This is a genomic window from Sulfitobacter sp. (genome assembly GCF_039977885.1).
In the GTDB taxonomy this organism is placed as follows: domain Bacteria; phylum Pseudomonadota; class Alphaproteobacteria; order Rhodobacterales; family Rhodobacteraceae; genus Sulfitobacter.
In genome coordinates this window covers 400,423-420,691 of the sequence record NZ_JBDWCI010000008.1, presented here as the reverse complement: position 1 = coordinate 420,691, position 20,269 = coordinate 400,423, and the positions used below count along the sequence as shown (strand labels likewise).

Genomic DNA, 20,269 nt, shown 5'->3' with positions numbered 1-20,269 from the left:
TCCGGGGAATAGGCATATGTCAGACACAAGTTCGAATAAAATGTGGGGTGGCCGTTTCGCCGCAGGTCCAGACGCGATCATGGAGGCGATTAATGCCTCGATCAGTTTTGACCAGCGGATGGCGGCGCAGGATATTGAAGGTTCTCGGGCCCACGCGGCGATGCTCGCTGCACAGGGTATCATCGAGTCTAACGATGCCGAGACGATACGGGAAGGCCTGCTCACGGTCTTGTCAGAAATTGAAGGTGGCACATTCGAATATTCCACCGCTCTTGAAGATATTCACATGAATGTCGAGGCGCGGCTGAAAGAGGTTATCGGAGAGCCGGCGGGCCGTTTGCACACAGGCCGGTCGCGCAACGATCAGGTGGCAACAGATTTCAAACTTTGGGTGCGCGACCAGTTCGACGCAGCAGAAGGCGCGCTTCTTGCACTTATCCGCGCGCTTCTTACGCAGGCCGAAGCAGGTGCGGATTGGGTCATGCCCGGATTTACGCATTTGCAAACCGCACAGCCCGTCACATGGGGCCATCACATGATGGCCTACGTCGAAATGTTTGGCCGTGACCTGAGCCGGATGCGCGATGCGCGTGCGCGGATGAACGAATCCCCCCTTGGTGCTGCGGCTCTTGCAGGGACTTCCTTCCCGATTGACCGTGAGATGACAGCAAAGGCGCTGGGCTTTGACCGGCCAGCGGCGAACAGTCTGGATGCTGTGAGCGACCGTGATTTTGCGCTCGAATTTCTCGGTGCATCCAGCATTTGCGCCATGCACCTGAGCCGTTTTGCCGAAGAGCTGGTGATCTGGTCGTCGGCGCAGTTCCGCTTTGTAACGCTGTCTGACCGTTTCTCGACCGGCTCAAGCATCATGCCGCAAAAGAAAAACCCCGACGCAGCCGAGCTGATCCGCGCCAAGATCGGCCGGATTTTCGGGGCGAATGTCGCGCTGATGATGGTGATGAAGGGGCTGCCGCTGGCCTATTCCAAGGACATGCAAGAAGATAAAGAGCAGGTATTTGATGCTGCCGATAACCTGATGCTGGCGCTTGCGGCGATGGAGGGAATGGTGCGGGACATGACCGGCAACCGGGAACAGCTTGCCGCAGCTGCGGGCAGCGGGTTCTCCACCGCGACCGACCTTGCCGATTGGCTGGTACGGGTGCTGGGGCTGCCGTTCCGCGACGCACACCACATCACCGGATCCCTCGTGGCAATGGCCGAGGCGCAGGGTTGTGATTTGCCTGATATCACGCTGGACCAGATGCAATCGGTTCATGCGGATATCACGCAGGATGTATTTTCTGTGCTGACTGTAGAGAACTCTGTAAACTCGCGCGTTTCATACGGTGGCACCGCACCCGCGCAGGTCCGCGCACAGGTGGCCCGTTGGAAGGATATCGTCGGATGAAGCCGTTTGGCCTTTTTTGTATCTTGTTGTTAACCGCCTGCGGTGTTGACGGTGAGCCGACACAGCCCGCCGGCGGTGCAAAAGTCACGCTGGGTAGCGGGAATGATGTAGGCCTCGGCGCGACCATCGGCCTGCGCAGACCTGATGCAACAGCAAAGGCTGAACAATGAGGTTTGCGATGATCCTTGCCGTTCTGGCGTTGGCCGCATGCGAAGGCCCGAGCCGTGCGCAATCCGTCCGCCAGCAGCAGGTGGAGACGCCAAAGACAGGCATTTCAGTCAGCGGTTATGCGCGCTACGGCGTGTCAGGGCGGCTTTGATGTCCCTCTTGCGGCTGATCTTTCTGGCGCTTGCCATCTGGGGTGCGGTGCATCCCATGTATTACTTTGTCCAGTGGTTTCAGGAAAACGGCTGGGACATCATGGCGATGGTTGACGCATGGCATGTAAATGCGGCGTCCAGTGGGCTTGTGTGGGATCTAACGATCGCGGCGGTTGCATTGACCGTTTGGATCATCGCCGAGGTCGCAGTGCGCCGCAATTGGCGGGCACTGATCGCCATCCCCGCGACATTTTGCATCGGGGTCAGCTGCGGTTTGCCGCTGTATCTGTTTTTACGATCTGCACCTGTCCGCTAGGGCAGTCTCAAGTTTAAGGGCACAATAAAGACTATGGACCACTTCCTTTATCGCGACGGGGCGCTTTTCGCCGAAGACGTCCCTGTAGCCGAGATCGCCGCGACCGTTGGCACGCCGTTCTACGTCTATTCTACCGCTACCTTGCTGCGCCATTTCCGCGCCTTTGACGAGGCACTTGCGGGCATGGACCATCTGGTTTGCTACGCGATGAAGGCCAATTCGAACCAGGCCGTGTTGCGCACCTTGGCGCAGGCTGGTGCCGGCATGGATGTGGTGAGCCAAGGCGAATACCTGCGGGCCAAAGCCGCTGGTGTGCCGGGTGATCGGATCGTATTCTCCGGCGTCGGCAAAACCGCCGAGGAAATTCGCGTGGCCCTCGAAGGGGGAATTCGCCAGTTCAACGTCGAGAGCGAGCCGGAGATGGAGGTCATCAACGCGGTGGCGCTTGAACTTGGCAAAGTCGCGCCGATCACGATCCGTGTGAACCCCGATGTCGACGCCAAAACCCACGCCAAAATTGCCACGGGCAAATCCGAGAATAAATTCGGTATTCCGATTTCGCGCGCGCGCGAGGTTTATGCCATGGCGGCGGCTTTTCCAGGGATCGAAGTGGTCGGCATTGACGTACATATCGGATCCCAGCTGACCGATCTTGCCCCGTTTGAGCAAGCCTATCTGAAAGTGGCCGAGCTGACCGAGCAACTGCGCGCCCAAGGGCATACGATCAAACGCCTCGATCTGGGCGGTGGCCTTGGAATTCCTTATGAGACCAACAACGAAGCGCCGCCGCTGCCTTCGGACTACGGAGCGATGGTACAGCGTACTTTGGGGCATCTGGGCTGCGAGATCGAGATCGAGCCGGGCCGCCTGATTGCGGGCAATGCCGGCCTGATGGTGAGCAAGGTGATTTATGTCAAATCCGGCGAGGGGCGCGATTTTCTGATCCTTGACGGCGCGATGAACGATCTGATCCGCCCTGCGATGTATGAGGCCCATCACGACATAATTCCCGTCAGGGAGGCATCCGCCGGCACGGCGAAGCAACCCTATGACATCGTTGGCCCTGTTTGCGAATCCGGCGATACATTTGCCAAGCAACGCCAGATGACGCCGATGGCCGGCGGTGATCTGGTCGCCTTTCGCAGTGCAGGCGCATATGGCGCTGTGATGGCAAGCGAGTATAATTCGCGGGCACTTATTCCCGAAGTATTGGTGCATGGGGATCAATTTGCGGTTATCCGCCCACGGCCTACCTTTGACGAAATGATAAATCGCGATACCATCCCTGAATGGCTTGAGGCGCATCCCGCGACCTGAGCAGCCGCCCTGAGAGGTCGACATGGTCCAATTCACATCCGATGACGTGACGCAAACGCTCGCCAAATTGCGCAGGCCATTGATGTTGACCCGCATGGGGATGTGCGCCGAAGTTCTGGTGCGGTGTCTGTGGCCGTTGATGACCGTGATCTTGCTCGCGCTTTCTGCTGCGATGTACGGCTTGCATGAGGTTGCCTCGATCGAGGTGATCTGGGCTGCGATGGGTGCGTTTGTCGCCGGCACGATCTGGTCGCTGTTTTACGCCGCGCGCCACTGGTCATGGCCCAGCAAGGGCGCCGCACTTGTCCGGCTGGATAACAGCCTTAAAGGCCGGCCTTTTACTGCATTGATGGATGATCAGGCCATCGGCGATGGCGATGAAGCCTCTGCCGCTGTCTGGCGCGCGCACAAAGCGCGCATGGCCAAGCGCGCTGAAGCCGCCCAAGCGGTGCCGGGCGATCTTCGCATTGCTTCTCGTGACCCCTATGCGTTGCGCTTTGTCGCGGTGTTGGCTTTTGGCATGGCGCTGGTTTTTGGCTCGGTCTGGCGGGTGGGCACGGTTGCTGAAATGGCAAGCGGGGGCAGCGGCACCTTGGCCAGCGGTCCTGTCTGGGAAGGCTGGGCCGAACCGCCCCGCTATTCCGGCCTGCCGACGCTTTATCTTAATGATCAGGCCGAAGGGGCGCTGGAGCTGCCGGTGGGGACACTGATCACCATGCGCCTGTACGGCGAGCCGGGGGCGCTGAATGTCTCGGAAACGGTTTCGGGTCGCACGGTGCCTGTGCCAGCGGATGAGCCACCCCAGATGGCGTTTGATTTCAAGGTCCTGCAAAACGGCAACCTGTCCGTGGACGGCCCGAATGCGCGTGTATGGGATGTGACCGTACGTGCGGATAATGCCCCGGAAATCGTGATCCTCGGAATCCCCGAAGTTTCGGCCTTGGGGGAAATGCGTCTGCCGTTTGCAGCAAAGGATGAGTACGGCGTCGAAGCAGGTGAGGCGCGGATCATGCTAGATCTGGCTTCGGTTGATCGGCGCTACGGGTTGACTGTGGATCCCGAACCCCGCGCCGAAATCACTGTTCCTCTGCCTATGCCAATTGCAGGCGACCGTGCGGCATTTGAAGAAAACCTGATCGACGATTTTTCCCAGCACCCTTGGGCCAACCTGCCTGTGACGGTCTCGATGACCGCGCTGGACGCGGCCGAGCAACAGGCACAGACAGCGCCAATGCAGATGACACTGCCGGGACGCCGCTTTTTTGATCCGGTGGCTGCAGCGGTGATCGAAATGCGCCGCGATATTTTGTGGAGCAAGACAAACGCACGCCGATCGGCGCAAATTCTGCGCGCGATCGCTTACCTGCCCGAAGATGTGTTCCGCTCGGAAACCGCGGGCGCGCGTGTGAAGGAAATTATTGAGCGGATGGAAACCCAAGTCCGTTTGGGATTGTCCGACGAAAACCAGACCGAATTGGCACAAGAACTGTGGGATCTGGCCATCGAGCTGGAAGAGGGCGATCTGGAAGACGCCCGTGAACGGATGCGCCGCGCGCAAGAGCGTTTGAACGAGGCGATGAAAAATGGTGCATCGAACGAGGAAATCGCCGAGCTGATGCAGGAACTTCGCAGGGCCACAGACGACTACATGCAGCAGCTTCAGCGCGAACAAGCCGAGCGTCAGGATGGCGAGCAGCAGCAAGGCCAGCAGCAGGGCGAAACCATGCAGATGACGCAAGACGACTTGCAGCGCATGATGGACCGTATTCAGGAGCTGATGGAGCAGGGCCGCATGGCCGAGGCGGAACAGGCGCTTCGCGAGTTGCAGGAAATGATGGAAAACATGCAGGTCACTCAGGGCCAGCCGGGCGAAGGGGGGCAGCCCTCACCGGGTCAACAGGCCATGGAAGGTCTTGCCGAGACATTGCGCGACCAACAAAATCTGAGTGATCAGGCGTTTCGCGAGCTGCAAGAGCAATTCAATCCCCATGCGGAGCCGGGGTCGAACTATGGCAATCAGGGCCGCAACCGCGAACAGCAAGGCGAAGGCCAAACCGATGAGGGGCAGCAGGGGCAGGCCCAAAATCAAGAGAGCGAGCAAGGGGGCCAAGAGCAGCGCTCCGGCGAAGGTCAGGAGCAAAGCCTAGCCCAGCGTCAACAGCAGCTGCGCGATGAGCTGAACCGTCAGGAGGGCGCGATGCCCGGCCAAGGTACGCCAGAGGGTGATGCGGCGCGGGACGCATTGGACCGCGCGGGCCGTGCGATGGATGACGCCGAAGATAACCTGCGCAATGGGGACCTTGCCGGCGCAATCGACGATCAATCACAGGCGATGGAGGCGCTTCGCGAAGGGATGAGGTCGCTTGGTGATGCGATGGCGCAGGAAGAGGGTGAGCAGCAGCAAGGTCAAGGCACGCAGCAAGGAGAGCGCCGCGGCAATAACCGCGACCCACTTGGCCGCAATCAGGGCACCAATGGCGCGACCGGTGACGACGATGAGGCCAATCTGGACAATGATGCCTATGGCCGCGCGCGTGAGTTGTTGGATGAAATCCGCCGCCGTTCAGGCGAGGCTGCGCGCCCAGAAGCCGAGCGCGATTATCTTAACCGTTTGCTGGACCGCTTCTAACCTGCTCATTGGGGGGCGGGGGCCCCGCAGATCGGGCTGGTTATCCGTTGCTTTCTTCGGCAGCGCTATCGAGCGATTTAAGCATGGTTTGCAGGTTGCTATCCAACCACTCACGGCCTGAATTTACCGCTTGGACATAGTTGTTCAGCGGAGCTTCCAAGGCCGGAACGGCCGCGCTCAGACGTGGTGCAAAGATGTAAATAATAGCCAGCACGATGAAAATCAGCATCACCGTTGTAAAACCTGTCCGAAAGCCGCGGCGTTTGCGCTGATAGGTGGGGGCTTCGATCGGCGGCTCCTCCAGATCTGCGGCACCTGCGCCTGTTCGCCCGCTGCTCGAGCGGAGGGTGGAATTGATTTCCTCGATGTCCGGCAACAGATCGCGGCGCGATCCCAATGCGGCAGCGGCGGCTGTTTGCTGTTCGGGATTACCGCCTGCGGCTTGCACTTGCGGGGCTTGATCGCCGCGCAGACGGGCCATGCGTTCACGCGCTTCACGGGCGCGGCGGTCTGCTTCGTCTTCGGGTGTCTCAAGCTCCATGCCCAGATCGGGCTGGCTTTCCAATCCGCCGGCGGTCTGCGCGCGGCGCGCGGCCTGTTCGGCCTCGGCCTCCTGACGCAAGATATCAGCCACAGCGGGATCTAGCTGTTTGCGCTCGGGCGCGGCTGCAGGCGGTGGGGGCGGAGGCGGCGGTGGGGCGACTTCTTCATCCGGCGCAGGGGCATCCAGTGCCTCTGTTTCATCTTCCGGCTCATGGTCGGGGTGGTGCTGAAACCACGTCTGTCCACAGTTCGAGCACTGCACATCGCGGCCAGCGACGGGCATAACATCATCGGGCACTTCGTATTGTGCATCGCAGTTTGGACAGATCAGTCTCATTTTTCGCCCCGAAACAAAGTTATTTTACCCGTTTATCACTCAATTATGTACCATAAGTGCTAAGTATGCGTCCGAAAAGTCTATTCTGCGCTTCATTCTCTTATGAGGATGGATTGAAACCCAAGCGATGCTCAGGCACAACAGGCAGGCACCAGAGGGGCTGACCGTGATCGAGCTTGAAAATGTTGCCTATAGTTATGGCGGGGGGGAGTTGTTGTCTGACATCTCTCTCAAGCTTGCACCGGGGTCGTTTCACTTTTTGACCGGCCCGTCGGGCTCCGGCAAGACCACTTTGATGAAGCTGTGTTATGGCGCATTGTTGCCCACGGCAGGCTATGTGCGGTTCTTTGATACGGATGTGCGGGCCTTGACCCGCGATGATGTAGCGCTGTTGCGCCGGCGCGTCGGTGTTGTGCATCAGGATTGCGCGTTTCTGGATCACTTGCCTGTGGCCGAAAACATCGCCCTGCCTTTGCATGTCTCCGGCCGCAGCAATGAAGCACAGGGCGAAGATCTCAACGACCTGATGCATTGGGTCGGATTGACCGAACGGGCACAAGCCCTGCCACCCGAGTTATCAGGCGGCGAGCGGCAGCGTGCTGCTTTGGCACGCGCGGTGATTATGGCACCCGATGTGGTGCTGGCGGATGAACCAACGGGCAATGTGGATTGGGAAATGTCCCAACGTTTGCTGCGTCTGCTGATTGAACTTAACCGCATGGGCAAAACCGTGCTGGTGGCCACCCATGACCTGAGCCTGATCCGCGCGACCAAAGCGCATGTGCAGGCCCGCGTGCTACGGATTGCCAACCGGCGGATACAGCTTGCCGGAGCGGATTTGTAATGAGGATACGGGCAAAGGTTCTGGGCGTGTTGAAAGGTGACACGCAGGCGGATCGTGTTGTGCCGCCATCGGGTTTCACGGCGCAGCTCACCCTTTTTGCTGCTGGTGCGATGGCTTTCCTGGCTGTTTTTGCATTGGCTTTGTCGCTGGCCTCAGGGCGGTTGGCGGATCGTTGGGGCAACGAGCTTGCCCAATCGGCCACAATTCGTATTGCGGCCCCTGCGGACCAGCAGGCGGCGCAAACTGCCGCAGCGCTGCGTATTCTTGAAACCACGCGCGGTGTCGCGCAGGCACGGGCATTTACCGATGAAGAACAAGCTGCCTTGTTGGCCCCTTGGTTCGGCGCCGAGCTGGACCTTGATACTTTGCCAGTGCCCCGTCTGATCGAGGTGATCGAGACGGACGAGGGTATGGATGCCGCAGGGCTGCGCCTGCGCCTTGCCGCCGAAGTCCCCGGCGCGGTTCTGGACGATCACAGCCGCTGGCGTGCGCCGCTGGTCAAAGCGGCGTCACGGCTCAAACTTTTGGGGTGGTCTTCGATTGTGCTCATTGCTGCTGTGATGGCTGCTATGGTGACGCTTGCGGCCAACGCCGCTTTGGCAGCCAATGCGCAGGTTATCGGGGTGCTGCGCCTTGTGGGGGCTATGGATGACTATATCGCCCACGCATTTATCCGCCGCTTTACCCTACGCGCGTTGATTGGTGCCTGTGTTGGCATGGTGTTGGGGATGATTGCCGTGTTGCTGATGCCCAGTGGCGGCGATGAAACAGCAAGCTTTTTGACCGGCCTTGGTTTTCAGGGCCTACACTGGATTTTGCCGCTGCTTATTCCGCCACTGGCGGCAGGTGTTGCCTTTGCTGCGACCCGACTGGCCGCGCGGCGGACTTTGGAAGGACTTACATGAACCTGCTGCAATGGATCCGTTCGATCCTTTATATCATTCAAGTGACGATCATGTTGCCTGTAATTGGCGTGATCTGGGCACCTTGGGCGATGGTGTCCAAACGCGGCGCTTATGCGGGCTGTACCGCTTATGCGCGCTGGGCGATCTGGACCGCGGGCTGGATGTTGAACCTGCGCTGCGAGGTGCGTGGCACTCCGCCTGAAGGGGCCGCTCTGGTTCCGGCCAAGCATCAATCGTTTCTGGATATCCTGTTGATCTACAGCGCGCTTCCGATGCCGAAATTCATTCTGAAAAATCAACTTCGTTGGGCGCCGTTTCTGGGGCAATATGTAAAGAAAATGGAGATGATATTTGTCGACCGCGGTAAGCGTGGTGCGGCGATTACCAAAATGCTTGCCGACGTAAAAGCAGGGCAGCGCGAGCCCGGGCAATTGGTGATCTACCCGCAGGGAACGCGGTCTGCGCCGGGCGCTGTGTTGCCCTATAAGGTCGGCGCAGCAATCCTGTACGAGCAGCTGAAACAGCCCTGCTATCCTGTGGCAACCAACGCCGGTGTTTTCTGGCCACGCAGGGGGCTGTACCGCAAGCCGGGCGTGGCGGTGGTGGATTTCCTGCCGCCTATCCCTGCAGGCCTGCCGCGCGAGGAATTCGTTGCCCAGCTTGAGGAAAAGATCGAAACTACGTCAGAGGCGCTGCTGGAGGAATCCGGATACGCGCATCTTTATGCGAAAGATTGAAAGCATCGAGGCGCTTGAGGCGCTTTATGGGAGCCCCGGGGCTGCTGCACTGCGCAAGGTCGCTGATCGCCTGACACCTCTGTATCGCAAGTGGATCATGACCTCGAAGCTGTGCATTCTGAGCACTGTTGGCCGGGAGGGCACCGATGGCAGCCCGCGTGGTGATGCGGGGCCGGTTGTGGTTGAGCTGGACCCCAAGACGCTCGCCTTACCGGATTGGCGCGGCAATCAACGGCTGGATAGCTTGCGCAACATTGTCGAAGACGGACGCGTGTCGTGCCTGTTTATCGTTCCGGGATCAAACAATGTGGTGCGGGTGAATGGCACGGCCTGGCTGACCGATGATGCGGCGCTACGCGCGCGGTTTGAGACGAAGGGCCGTCAGCCTGCAACCGTCATTATCATCGAGATTTCAGAGGTCTACACACAATGTGCGCGCGCGTTGATGCGGGCGCAAACGTGGTCGGGTGAGGACCAAAGTCAGGGCTTGCCTACAGTTGGGCAAATTCTGGCAGAAGTGTCCGAAGGGGCAGAGGGCGGATCAGAGTATGATGCCGCCTGGGGCGCACGCGCTGCTGATACCATGTGGTAGCATTACGTGGTTTGGGGCGCGGGCCAGAGTGTTGATCACGCTGGCCCACGCCCGCTTAAGCTTTACATGTGGATCGCGCCATCGCCACAGGCGAGTGCTGCTTCGCGTACGGCTTCCGAATAGGTCGGGTGCGCGTGGCAGGTCATCGCGAGGTCCTGAGCAGAAGCACCAAACTCCATCGCAACACAGACTTCATGGATCAAATCGCCTGCGGCTGGCCCGATGATGTGACAGCCCAGAATGCGGTCAGTTTCTTTGTCTGCCAATAGCTTAACAAAGCCGTCACCCGAGAAGTTCGCCTTGGCGCGGGCGTTGCCCATGAAGCTGAATTTACCAACCTTATAGGCGCGACCAGCTGCTTTGAGCGTCTCTTCGGTCTCGCCTACGTTCGCGACTTCGGGGTGGGTGTAGATTACGCCGGGGATGACGGAATAGTTCACATGGCCGTGCTTGCCTGCGACTTGCTCGGCTGCGGCCATACCTTCGTCTTCGGCTTTGTGGGCCAGCATTGGGCCCTCAATCACATCGCCGATGGCATAGATGCCCTTAACGGAGGTTTCCCACGAGCCGTTCACAGCGATCTGGCCGCGCTCTGTCATTTTGACGCCAAGCGCGTCGAGACCAAGCCCATCGACGAAGGGGCGGCGGCCTGTGGCGAGTAGAACAGTGTCCGCGTCAATGACATGTTCGCTGTCGTCTTTGCGTAGTTTGTAGGTGACTTTCGCCTTGGATTTGCTGGCCTCGGCTTTCTGAACAGCGGCGCCCATGACGAAGGTAAGACCTTGTTTGGTCAGCATCTTCTGGAACTGGCGGCTGACTTCGGCATCCATGCCTGGGGTGATGCTGTCGAGGAATTCGACAACCGTGACCTCGGCGCCCAGACGCGCGTAGACCGAGCCAAGCTCAAGCCCGATAACGCCCGCGCCGATCACGACGAGCTTCTTTGGCACCTTACCCAGTTCCAGTGCGCCGGTGGAGGTGACGATGGTTTTTTCGTCGACCTCAACACCTTTGAGCGGCGCAGGCTCAGAGCCGGTGGCGAGGATGATATTCTTGGCTGTGTAGGTCTCGTCGCCGACTTTGACCTTGCCTGCTTCCGGCACGGTGGCCCAGCCTTTGATCCAGTCTACCTTGTTCTTTTTAAACAGGAATTCGATACCTTTGGTGTTGGTGCCGACGGTGGATTGCTTGTAGTTGAGCATCTGGGGCCAGTCGACAGAGGGGCTTTTGCCCTTCAGGCCCATCTCGGCAAAGTTATGCTCGGCCTCATGCAGCATATGGGATGCGTGCAGCAAGGCTTTGGAGGGGATACAGCCCACGTTGAGGCATGTGCCGCCCAGCGTTTCGCGGCCCTCGACACAGGCCGTTTTCAGGCCGAGTTGGGCACAACGGATCGCGGCAACATAGCCGCCGGGGCCGGCGCCGATAATGATGACATCATAGTTAGACATGAGAGTCTCCTTTAGAAAATTCGGGTGTCACACACTGTGCACCGGTTGTGCACCGCGCGTGCATATAGGGTCAGATTACAACAACGCCGCCACGAGCATGACAAAAGTTGCGCCAAAGCCGATCATCCAGATGACCGACCGCCATGGACGCCATCCCAGCGCGTAGGCGGGGATATAAGCGACGCGGGCAAAGAGGTATATGGTGGCGCACAGGGCCGTGAGGCCGGAGTGCTGGCCAGACAGCTCGGTCACGAGAACGGCGATGGCGAACAGGATCAGCCCTTGGAAGTGATTGTCAAAAGCGCGGCCAAGACGGGCGGTTTTATCGCTCAGTGTCTTGCTGGGCGCACGGTCGCGGGCGGACATGGTATAACCGCTGCCCAGTTCGAGATTGGCAGGCACGGCGTACATCACGAATTGCACATATTGCAAGATCGCGGCGAGGGTGAGGGCGGTAAGCTCGACGCTCATCTAGGCGGTCTCGAGGAATACGTGGTTAGCGGTGTTGACGGTATTTGCGTCATCGGAGCCAAGCGCGTTTGAGCGTGTGATCCACGCATCCGCGCGCTTGCGGTCATTCACATCCAGCAGAACAATGGCGCGGTTGGCATTGTCGGCGTCACGCCAGATTTGCAGCACGCTTAGGCCTGCGTCGCGGCGGGCTTCCTCATCGGCGGTGAAGGCGGTTTGCCATGCAGCGAAATCGCTGACTTCGTAGTGGGCGATGAGTTGCATGCTGTCGCTCCTTTGGCTGTTTGGAGGTCCCAGCGGCGCAGATGGTTACGCCGCTGGGTGCGTGGTTTACAGATCCATCAGCAAACGGCGTGGGTCTTCGAGTGCTTCTTTGACGCGAACAAGGAAGGTCACGGCACCTTTGCCGTCCACGATGCGGTGATCATAGGACAGGGCGAGGTACATCATCGGGCGGATGACGACTTGGCCGTTGATCGCCATCGGGCGGTCCTGGATTTTGTGCATGCCGAGGATGCCGGACTGTGGTGGGTTCAGGATGGGTGAGGACATCAGCGAGCCGTAGACACCACCGTTGGAGATGGTGAAGGTGCCGCCTTGCATTTCGGCCATGCTGAGCTTGCCGTCACGGGCGCGGGCACCTTTTTCGGCGATGGCTTTTTCGATGTCGGCAAAGGACATCGAGTCTGCCTCACGGATCACAGGCACAACAAGGCCGGTGGGCGTGCCCGCGGCGATGCCCATGTGTACGAAGTTTTTGTACACAACATCGGTGCCGTCGATTTCGGCGTTTACTTCGGGCACTTCTTTCAGGGCGTGCACGCAGGCCTTGGTGAAGAAGGACATGAAGCCGAGCTTGACGCCGTGCTTCTTGAGGAACAGGTCTTTGTATTCGTTGCGCAGGGCCATCACCTCGGTCATGTCGACCTCGTTATAGGTGGTGAGCATGGCAGCGGTGTTCTGGCTGTCCTTCAGGCGGCGCGCGATGGTCTGGCGCAGGCGGGTCATTTTCACGCGCTCTTCGCGAGATGCGTCATCGGCGGAGGATGGCGCGCGCGGTGCTGCGGCAGGGGCGGGTGCTGCTGCGGCGGAAGCGCCAGCGGCGATGGCTTTTGCCACGTCTTCTTTCATGATGCGACCGTCACGGCCCGAGCCGGTGACTTGATCGCTCGACAGGCCTGCTTCGGCCATGGCTTTTTTGGCAGAGGGGGCGTTTTCGATGTCTTTGCCGCCTGTAGGCGCTGCGGCGGGTGCTGGTGCGGCGGCCGCAGCGGGAGCGGCTGCTGCGGCGCCTTCGCCGGAGGAGATCACGGCGAGTTTTGCTGAGGCGTCAACGGTGGCACCTTCGGCTGCAACGATTTCGGTCAATGTGCCGGCGGCAGGGCTTGGTACTTCGACGGAGACCTTGTCGGTTTCCAGCTCACAGAGCATTTCATCCTGTGCGACGGTATCGCCGACCTTTTTGAACCATGTGCTGACGGTGGCCTCGGTCACGGATTCGCCCAAAGTGGGGACCATTACGTCGACGGCTTCGGCGGCACCTGCGCTGGCTGCGGGTGCTGGGGCGGCTTTTTCGACTGCGGGGGCCGCGGCTTCGCCACCCTCGGATACCATGGCGAGCAGCGCATCAACGCCGACGGTTTCGCCTTCGGCTGCTACGATCTCGCTCAATGTGCCTGCAATCGGGCTGGGCACTTCGACGGTGACTTTGTCGGTTTCCAGCTCGCACAGCATTTCGTCAACGGCGACTGTATCGCCAGGTTTCTTGAACCATGTAGCTACGGTGGCTTCGGTTACAGATTCGCCCAAGGTAGGGACGCGGACTTCGTTGCTCATGGCTCAGGATCCTTTGATGGTCAGCGCATCGTTCACGAGCGCAGTTTGTTGTGCTTTATGTTCGGACGCAAGGCCCGTGGCAGGCGATGCGGAGGTCGCGCGACCGGCATAGTCGGGGCGCTGGTGTTTGGCGTCGATACGGCTGAGAACCCATTCGATATTTGGTTCGATGAAGCTCCATGCGCCTTGGTTTTTGGGCTCTTCCTGACACCAGACCATTTCGGCGTCTTTGAAGCGCTCAAGCTCTTTCACCGCGGATTGGGCGGGGAAGGGGTAGAACTGCTCAAAACGCAGAATGTAGACATCATTGATACCGCGGGCGTCACGCTCTTCGAGCAGGTCGTAGTAGACTTTACCCGAGCACATGACGACGCGCTTGATCTTGTCATCGGCGACCAGTTTGGTGTCGGAGTTGCCTTGCTGTGCGTCATCCCACAGCACGCGGTGAAAGCTGCTGCCTTCGGTGAATTCCTCGGCCTTGCTGACGGCCAGCTTGTGACGCAGCAGGGATTTCGGGGTCATCAGCATCAGCGGCTTGCGGTAGCTGCGGTGCAATTGGCGGCGCAGGATGTGGAAGTAGTTGGCCGGTGTTGTACAGTTGGCCACGATCCAGTTGTCACCACCACACATGGTCAGGAAACGTTCCAGACGTGCGGAGGAGTGCTCGGGGCCTTGGCCCTCATAGCCGTGCGGCATCAGGCAGACGAGGCCGGACATGCGCAGCCATTTGCTTTCGCCCGAGCTGATGAATTGGTCGAACATGATCTGCGCGCCATTGGCGAAATCGCCGAATTGCGCTTCCCACAGGGTCAGGGCGTTTGGTTCGGCCAGCGAGTAGCCGTATTCAAAGCCCAGAACTGCGTATTCGGACAGCATGGAGTCGATGACTTCATATTCGGCCTGACCTTCGCGGATGTGGTTGAGCGGGTAGTAACGCTCTTCGGTGTCCTGGTTGATCAAGGCGGAGTGGCGTTGCGAGAAGGTGCCGCGCGCACTGTCTTGACCTGCAAGGCGGACCTTGTAGCCCTCGGTGAGCAGGGAGCCAAAGGCGAGCGCCTCGGCGGTGGCCCAGTCAAAGCCTTCACCGGTGTCGAGCATTTTCGACTTGGCCTCCAGCAGGCGGGCCACGGTTTTATGCAGCGGATAGCCATCGGGCGCGGTCGAGATCGCCTTGCCCACATCGGCCAGAGTGTCTTTGCCGATGGCGGTTTTGCCGCGCTGGTATTTCTTGTCTTTGGGCTTTTCCAGATTGGACCATTTGCCGTCCAGCCAATCCGCCTTGTTGGGGCGGTATTCTTTGCCGGCCTCGAACTCATCGTTCATTTTGGCTTGGAAGGCCGCTTTCATATCCTCGATCTCGCCCTCTGGGATGAGGCCGTCTTTGACCAAGCGGTCGGTATAGAGGGTGAGCGTGGTCTTCTGCTTCTTGATCTTTTTATACATGACGGGGTTTGTGAACATGGGTTCATCCCCTTCATTGTGGCCAAAGCGGCGGTAGCAGATCATGTCGATCACGACGTCTTTGTGGAACTTCTGGCGGAATTCGGTCGCCACGCGGGCGGCGTGCACAACCGCTTCGGGATCGTCGCCGTTGACGTGGAAAATCGGCGCTTCGACCACCAGCGCGTTATCGGTGGGGTAGGGCGAGGAGCGCGAGAAATGCGGCGCGGTGGTAAAGCCGATCTGGTTGTTGACCACGATATGCATGGTGCCGCCGGTCTTGTGACCGCGCAGACCCGAGAGGGCGAAACATTCGGCCACAACACCCTGGCCCGCAAAGGCCGCATCGCCGTGCAGCAGGATGGGCATGACTGCGGTGCGGTCTTTATCGCCCAGCTGGTCCTGTTTGGCGCGGACCTTGCCGATAACCACGGGGTTCACCGCCTCAAGGTGGGAGGGGTTTGCCGTGAGTGACAGGTGCACGGTATTGCCGTCAAATTCGCGGTCCGAGGAGGCACCGAGGTGGTATTTCACGTCACCGGAGCCGTCGACGTCTTCGGGTTTGAAGCTGCCGCCCTGGAATTCGTTAAAGATCGCGCGGTAGGGTTTCATCATGACGTTGGCCAGCACCGACAGGCGGCCCCGGTGGGGCATGCCGATCACGATGTCTTTGACGCCAAGGTTGCCGCCGCGTTTGATGATCTGCTCCATCGCGGGCACAAGGCTTTCGCCGCCATCAAGGCCAAAGCGTTTGGTGCCCATGTATTTGACGTGCAGGAATTTCTCGAAGCCTTCGGCCTCGACAAGCTTGCTGAGGATCGCTTTGCGGCCCTGTTTGGTGAACTGGATTTCCTTGCCGTAGCCCTCGATCCGCTCCTTGAGCCATGCGGCCTGTTCGGGGTCGGAGATGTGCATGTATTGCAGCGCGAAAGTGCCGCAATAGGTGGCTTTGAGGATATCCGTGATCTGGCGCATGGTTGCGATTTGCAGCCCCAGCACATTGTCGATGAAGATCGGGCGATCCATATCCGCGCCTTTGAACCCGTAGGACGCGGGGTCGAGCTCGGGGTGGTTGGTGATTTCACGCATGCCCAGCGGATCAAGATCAGCGGCAAGGTGACCGCGGATGCGGTAGGCGCGGATGATCATCAAGGCGCGGATGCTGTCGAGCACGGCGCGCTGGATCTGGTCGTCGGAGATTTGGACGCCTTGGGCCTTGGCCTTATCGGCGATCTTGCCGCCTGCGGCTTTTGCTTCGGCGGGCCATTCGCCGGTCAGCGCAACGGTCAGGTCATCCACGGGCATGGGGGGCCAGTCAGCGCGTGCCCATGAGGGGCCTGCGGCCTCGGCCTGTGCGGTTTGACCCTCATCGCCAAGGGCTTTGAAGAATTCCTGCCACGACTCATCGACCGCGTTAGGGTCATCGGCATAGCGGGCGTACATCTGCTCCAGATACTCGGCATTGTGGCCTTGCATAAAAGAGGAGGCGTGGAATTGGTCGTTGGCGGGATTGTCGGTCATGGCGAGGCCTCACTGGAGAACAACTTGACGTGTTGAATGGCGGCGGATGGTTCCGCCGCCACAGGTAGGTTGGATTATACCCTCAAGGGATTAACCCTTTGCAATAGCTTCAAGGACAGCTTCACCAAGAGTTGCTGGGCTGTCAGCGACGACAATGCCTGCTTCTTTCATGGCGTTGATCTTGCTTTCAGCATCGCCTTTGCCGCCCGCAACAATCGCGCCAGCGTGGCCCATGCGGCGGCCTGGAGGGGCTGTGCGGCCTGCGATGAAGCCAGCAGTTGGTTTCCAACGGCCTTTTTTCTTCTCGTCCGCGAGGAACTGTGCGGCTTCTTCTTCGGCTGTGCCACCGATTTCACCGATCATGATGATGGAGGTGGTTTCCGGATCGGCGAGGAACATTTCAAGGACGTCGATATGCTCGGTCCCTTTGATGGGGTCGCCGCCGATGCCTACCGCAGAGGATTGGCCAAGGCCGAGGTCTGTTGTTTGCTTTACCGCTTCGTATGTCAGTGTGCCCGAGCGGGAAACAACGCCGCAAGTGCCGCGCTTGTGGATGTGGCCCGGCATGATGCCGATTTTGCAGGCGTCAGGCGTGATAACGCCCGGGCAGTTGGGGCCGATCAGGCGGGATTTGGAGCCGTTCAGGGCGCGCTCAACACGCATCATGTCCAGAACCGGGATGCCTTCGGTGATGCAGATGATCAGTTCCATCTCTGCATCGATGGCTTCGAGGATAGAGTCAGCTGCGAAGGGGGGCGGCACGTAGATCACGGAAGCATTGGCTTCGGTCACGTGCTTGGCCTCATGGACCGAGTTGAACACGGGCAAGTCAAGGTGCGTCATGCCGCCCTTGCCGGGTGTCACGCCGCCGACCATTTTGGTGCCGTAAGCAATCGCTTGCTCGGTGTGGAAGGTGCCCTGTGAGCCGGTGAGGCCCTGACAGATGACTTTGGTGTTTTCGTCTATGAGTACGGCCATTGTCTTTGCTTTCTTTCGTTTTTCAAGTCGGTCTACGCAACGGGTGCGCGGTGAAGGGGGGCTGCCGCGCCTAGGGCAGGGCAGCGTTTGAGTGTGAAGCGGTCTTTGCCGTCGCGGTGGTGAGAACGATGGCTGTGGCAAGCATCAGAGGGATACCTGTCTCGCTGATCTCTTCGATCAGAAAGGCCGTTTGGGTGAGGCTTTGGCTGGCGTCGATCCCGAAGCCGGCAAGCTTGCGGCCCAGACCGTCGATGGTTTTGGAAATGATGATCAACGCAAGCGCGAACAGCACCGCATAAGCGGCGGGGCGGCGGCTGCGCAGACCGCGCAAAAAGGCGGGTGCCTCGCGGCGCAGCAGGGTCAGGGTGGTGCCGATTATGGTCGCAAGGATTGCCAAGGCAATCGTCCGCTCGCCCACAGGGACGGTATCGCCGATGTACTGGCGCGACTTTAGCAAACCTTCGGTGAAGGGGAGCTTGTCGAGGTCAAGTTCGCGCCCCGCAAGGAGGGCGGCCATCACGGGAAAATACCAGCGCACGCGCGTCTGGCGCAGGCCCCAGCACAGGAACATCAGCCCGATGCACACAGCGTAGCCGACGACAGCAAGGGTTTCGATCAAGCCGCCTTCTTGTAACAGGGTTTGCTGGCTTTGCTGTGGCAGCTGGTTCACAGCGATCATGGCACCAATGGTCAGCAGCAATGCGGCGATCACTGCACCGTGGCCAGATAGAAAAGGAGAGGCTTTGGTCATCTGTTGGGCCTCTCTCGTGGGGCGAGGCGTTCAACGTTGATAAATGTCTCGTTCCCGTTGGGCCCTTGGCGCAGGCCAATCTGGAGAATTGCGAGCTGGCTTGCATTCAGGCGATACGCAGAGACAGAGGTGGTGCCACTCTGGACGGCAAAGTTCAAAGGAACCCGCGTTTCCCTTTTGGCGAGCTTTTCGCGGCGCAGGCCGTTTTCAGCCCAGCGTTTGGCGATCTCAAAGTGATAACCGTCCGAGGCCACTTCGCAGCGGCGGTCGGTGCCCGGCGTCGCGGCGCGGCCTGTCGGTTTGGAGGAAGGTCCACCGAAGGCGGGGCGCAGATCATAGAAATCAATCCGCGCGCCCGAAGGAGCAAGTGTCGCCTGTGCGGTCTTTGCCGTGAGCCGCGGATTAAAGCAGTTCTCGGCAAATGCTCTGGCTACTGCTTCCCAGCGCCCTTGCGCCATAGCACTGCCTGCCGCCGGAATGGCGGTCAGACAGATCACTATGAGAGCACGCAGGGCTTTCATCGCACTTAGCCTTTGACGGCTTTCACGATTTTCTGGGCACCGTCTTTGAGGTCATCAGCTGCGATAACATCAAGGCCGGAGTTGTTGATGATGGCTTTGCCCTCTTCAACGTTTGTGCCTTCGAGGCGGACAACCAGTGGCACTTTGAGGCCGACTTCCTTGACCGCGGCAACAACGCCCTCGGCGATAACATCACAGCGCATGATACCGCCGAAGATGTTCACGAGGATGCCTTTGACCTGTGGGTCGGAGGTGATGATCTTGAAGGCTTCGGTCACTTTCTCTTTGGTGGCACCGCCACCAACGTCGAGGAAGTTCGCAGGCTCGGCACCGTAGAGTTTGATGATGTCCATTGTGGCCATCGCCAGACCCGCACCGTTCACCATGCAGCCGATTTCACCGTCGAGTGCGATGTAGTTGAGGTCGTATTTGGAAGCCTCAAGCTCTTTGCTGTCTTCTTCGGTCTCATCGCGCAGTTCGGCCACTTCGGGCTGACGGTACATGGCGTTGCCGTCAAAGGATACTTTTGCGTCGAGCACTTTGAGGTCGCCTGTGTCGGTGACGATCAGCGGGTTGATCTCGAGCATTTCCATGTCGCGTTCGATGAATGCTTTGTAGAGCAGACCCATCAGGCCAACGCATTGCTTGACGGCTTTGCCCTCAAGGCCCAGCGCGAATGCGACGCGGCGGCCGTGGAAGGCTTGGAAACCTGTTGCCGGATCAACGGAGAAGTTGATGATTTTCTCTGGTGTGCTCTCGGCCACTTCTTCGATGTCCATGCCGCCCTCGGTGGAGCAGACAAAACCAACGCGCGATGTTTCGCGGTCAACCAGCAGGGCGAGGTACAGCTCGGTTTCGATGCCGGAGCCGTCTTCGATGTAGACGCGGTTGACTTGCTTGCCTGCGGGGCCGGTCTGGTGCGTGACCAATGTGCGGCCAAGCATTTTCTTGGCTTCTTCGGCGGCTTCTTCAACCGATTTGGTCAGACGTACACCGCCGGCTTCGCCTGCGTCGGCTTCTTTGAATTTGCCTTTGCCGCGGCCACCTGCGTGGATCTGTGCTTTGACAACCCACATTGGGCCGTCCATTTCGCCTGCGGCAGTTTTTGCGTCTTCGGCCTTGAGCACGACACGACCGTCGGAGACAGGTGCGCCATAGCTGCGAAGAAGGGCTTTGGCCTGATATTCATGGATGTTCATAGAAAGCGGTCCCGTTTGGTTTGATCCCGCGTGTTATACGCGAGAAATATAATTTTTCCCCAACAGCATTTCGTAAGTTGGAGCAGATTTCTACCCTAAAGTAACATTTGTGATCACACGTTAAGTTCGCGTGATCACAAATTCGCTCGCCCG

At 59.3% G+C, this 20,269-nt stretch carries 20 protein-coding genes; 10 read left to right on the top strand and 10 right to left on the bottom strand.

Annotated elements, in window-relative coordinates:
• The first annotated feature begins 16 nt into the window (after positions 1-16).
• Genes argH through ABJM03_RS06600 form a run of 6 tightly spaced genes read left to right on the top strand, consistent with a single transcriptional unit; the run spans position 17 to position 5,990 of the window.
• Entirely contained in the window at positions 17-1,408 is a 1,392-nt protein-coding gene (gene argH / locus ABJM03_RS06625; RefSeq protein WP_348416570.1) for an argininosuccinate lyase, read from the top strand.
• Positions 1,405-1,578: a hypothetical protein gene (locus ABJM03_RS06620; RefSeq protein ID WP_348416568.1), complete on the top strand. Its 174-nt coding sequence runs from the start codon at positions 1,405-1,407 to the stop codon at positions 1,576-1,578. The genes argH and ABJM03_RS06620 overlap by 4 nt, the downstream gene beginning before the upstream one ends.
• Positions 1,575-1,727 carry a hypothetical protein gene (locus ABJM03_RS06615; RefSeq protein ID WP_348416567.1) on the top strand — a complete coding sequence of 51 codons (153 nt, stop codon included), beginning with the start codon at positions 1,575-1,577 and terminating at the stop codon, positions 1,725-1,727. Before ABJM03_RS06620 ends, ABJM03_RS06615 begins: the two co-directional genes overlap by 4 nt.
• Entirely contained in the window at positions 1,727-2,044 is a 318-nt protein-coding gene (locus tag ABJM03_RS06610) for a DUF2834 domain-containing protein (RefSeq protein ID WP_348416566.1), read from the top strand. Before ABJM03_RS06615 ends, ABJM03_RS06610 begins: the two co-directional genes overlap by 1 nt.
• A gap of 33 nt (positions 2,045-2,077) precedes the next feature.
• On the top strand, positions 2,078-3,361 hold the full coding sequence (lysA, locus tag ABJM03_RS06605) for a diaminopimelate decarboxylase (protein WP_348416565.1): 1,284 nt from the start codon (positions 2,078-2,080) through the stop codon (positions 3,359-3,361).
• Between the two features lie 22 nt (positions 3,362-3,383).
• Positions 3,384-5,990: a TIGR02302 family protein gene (locus ABJM03_RS06600; RefSeq protein ID WP_348416563.1), complete on the top strand. Its 2,607-nt coding sequence runs from the start codon at positions 3,384-3,386 to the stop codon at positions 5,988-5,990.
• Between the two features lie 40 nt (positions 5,991-6,030).
• Here the strand turns inward: ABJM03_RS06600 and ABJM03_RS06595 are convergent, their stop codons facing one another.
• Complete coding sequence (locus ABJM03_RS06595) at positions 6,031-6,870, bottom strand: zinc-ribbon domain-containing protein (protein WP_348416562.1); 840 nt, start codon at positions 6,868-6,870, stop codon at positions 6,031-6,033.
• A gap of 166 nt (positions 6,871-7,036) precedes the next feature.
• Here ABJM03_RS06595 and ABJM03_RS06590 point away from each other — a divergent pair, with 166 nt between their 5' ends.
• The 4 genes from ABJM03_RS06590 to ABJM03_RS06575 are packed head-to-tail and all read left to right on the top strand — an operon-like array spanning position 7,037 to position 9,948.
• Positions 7,037-7,714 (top strand): ATP-binding cassette domain-containing protein, encoded by a 678-nt coding sequence (locus ABJM03_RS06590; protein WP_348416560.1) that lies wholly within the window; start codon positions 7,037-7,039, stop codon positions 7,712-7,714.
• Positions 7,714-8,619, top strand: a complete 906-nt coding sequence (locus tag ABJM03_RS06585; RefSeq protein WP_348416559.1) for a cell division protein FtsX — start codon at positions 7,714-7,716, stop codon at positions 8,617-8,619. The genes ABJM03_RS06590 and ABJM03_RS06585 overlap by 1 nt, the downstream gene beginning before the upstream one ends.
• Positions 8,616-9,356: a lysophospholipid acyltransferase family protein gene (locus ABJM03_RS06580; RefSeq protein WP_348416557.1), complete on the top strand. Its 741-nt coding sequence runs from the start codon at positions 8,616-8,618 to the stop codon at positions 9,354-9,356. The genes ABJM03_RS06585 and ABJM03_RS06580 overlap by 4 nt, the downstream gene beginning before the upstream one ends.
• Complete coding sequence (locus ABJM03_RS06575) at positions 9,343-9,948, top strand: pyridoxamine 5'-phosphate oxidase family protein (protein ID WP_348416555.1); 606 nt, start codon at positions 9,343-9,345, stop codon at positions 9,946-9,948. The genes ABJM03_RS06580 and ABJM03_RS06575 overlap by 14 nt, the downstream gene beginning before the upstream one ends.
• A gap of 62 nt (positions 9,949-10,010) precedes the next feature.
• Here the strand turns inward: ABJM03_RS06575 and lpdA are convergent, their stop codons facing one another.
• The 9 genes from lpdA to sucC all read right to left on the bottom strand — a co-directional run bounded on the left by lpdA (position 10,011) and on the right by sucC (position 20,116).
• Positions 10,011-11,399 (bottom strand): dihydrolipoyl dehydrogenase, encoded by a 1,389-nt coding sequence (gene lpdA, locus ABJM03_RS06570; protein WP_348416553.1) that lies wholly within the window; start codon positions 11,397-11,399, stop codon positions 10,011-10,013.
• A gap of 75 nt (positions 11,400-11,474) precedes the next feature.
• Positions 11,475-11,870, bottom strand: a complete 396-nt coding sequence (locus ABJM03_RS06565) for an MAPEG family protein (protein WP_348416551.1) — start codon at positions 11,868-11,870, stop codon at positions 11,475-11,477.
• Positions 11,871-12,134: a hypothetical protein gene (locus tag ABJM03_RS06560; RefSeq protein WP_348416549.1), complete on the bottom strand. Its 264-nt coding sequence runs from the start codon at positions 12,132-12,134 to the stop codon at positions 11,871-11,873.
• A 66-nt stretch (positions 12,135-12,200) separates the two neighbouring features.
• Positions 12,201-13,706, bottom strand: a complete 1,506-nt coding sequence (gene odhB, locus ABJM03_RS06555; protein WP_348416547.1) for a 2-oxoglutarate dehydrogenase complex dihydrolipoyllysine-residue succinyltransferase — start codon at positions 13,704-13,706, stop codon at positions 12,201-12,203.
• A 3-nt stretch (positions 13,707-13,709) separates the two neighbouring features.
• Positions 13,710-16,667, bottom strand: coding sequence for a 2-oxoglutarate dehydrogenase E1 component (locus tag ABJM03_RS06550; RefSeq protein WP_348416545.1), 2,958 nt, complete (start codon positions 16,665-16,667; stop codon positions 13,710-13,712).
• A 90-nt stretch (positions 16,668-16,757) separates the two neighbouring features.
• Positions 16,758-17,645, bottom strand: coding sequence for a succinate--CoA ligase subunit alpha (sucD, locus tag ABJM03_RS06545; protein WP_348416543.1), 888 nt, complete (start codon positions 17,643-17,645; stop codon positions 16,758-16,760).
• Positions 17,646-17,715: 70 nt separating this feature from the next.
• Complete coding sequence (locus ABJM03_RS06540) at positions 17,716-18,396, bottom strand: hypothetical protein (protein WP_348416541.1); 681 nt, start codon at positions 18,394-18,396, stop codon at positions 17,716-17,718.
• Positions 18,393-18,917: a succinyl-CoA synthetase subunit beta gene (locus ABJM03_RS06535; RefSeq protein WP_348416539.1), complete on the bottom strand. Its 525-nt coding sequence runs from the start codon at positions 18,915-18,917 to the stop codon at positions 18,393-18,395. Before ABJM03_RS06535 ends, ABJM03_RS06540 begins: the two co-directional genes overlap by 4 nt.
• Positions 18,918-18,922: 5 nt before the next feature.
• Positions 18,923-20,116: an ADP-forming succinate--CoA ligase subunit beta gene (gene sucC / locus ABJM03_RS06530; RefSeq protein WP_348416538.1), complete on the bottom strand. Its 1,194-nt coding sequence runs from the start codon at positions 20,114-20,116 to the stop codon at positions 18,923-18,925.
• Positions 20,117-20,269 lie beyond the last annotated feature (153 nt).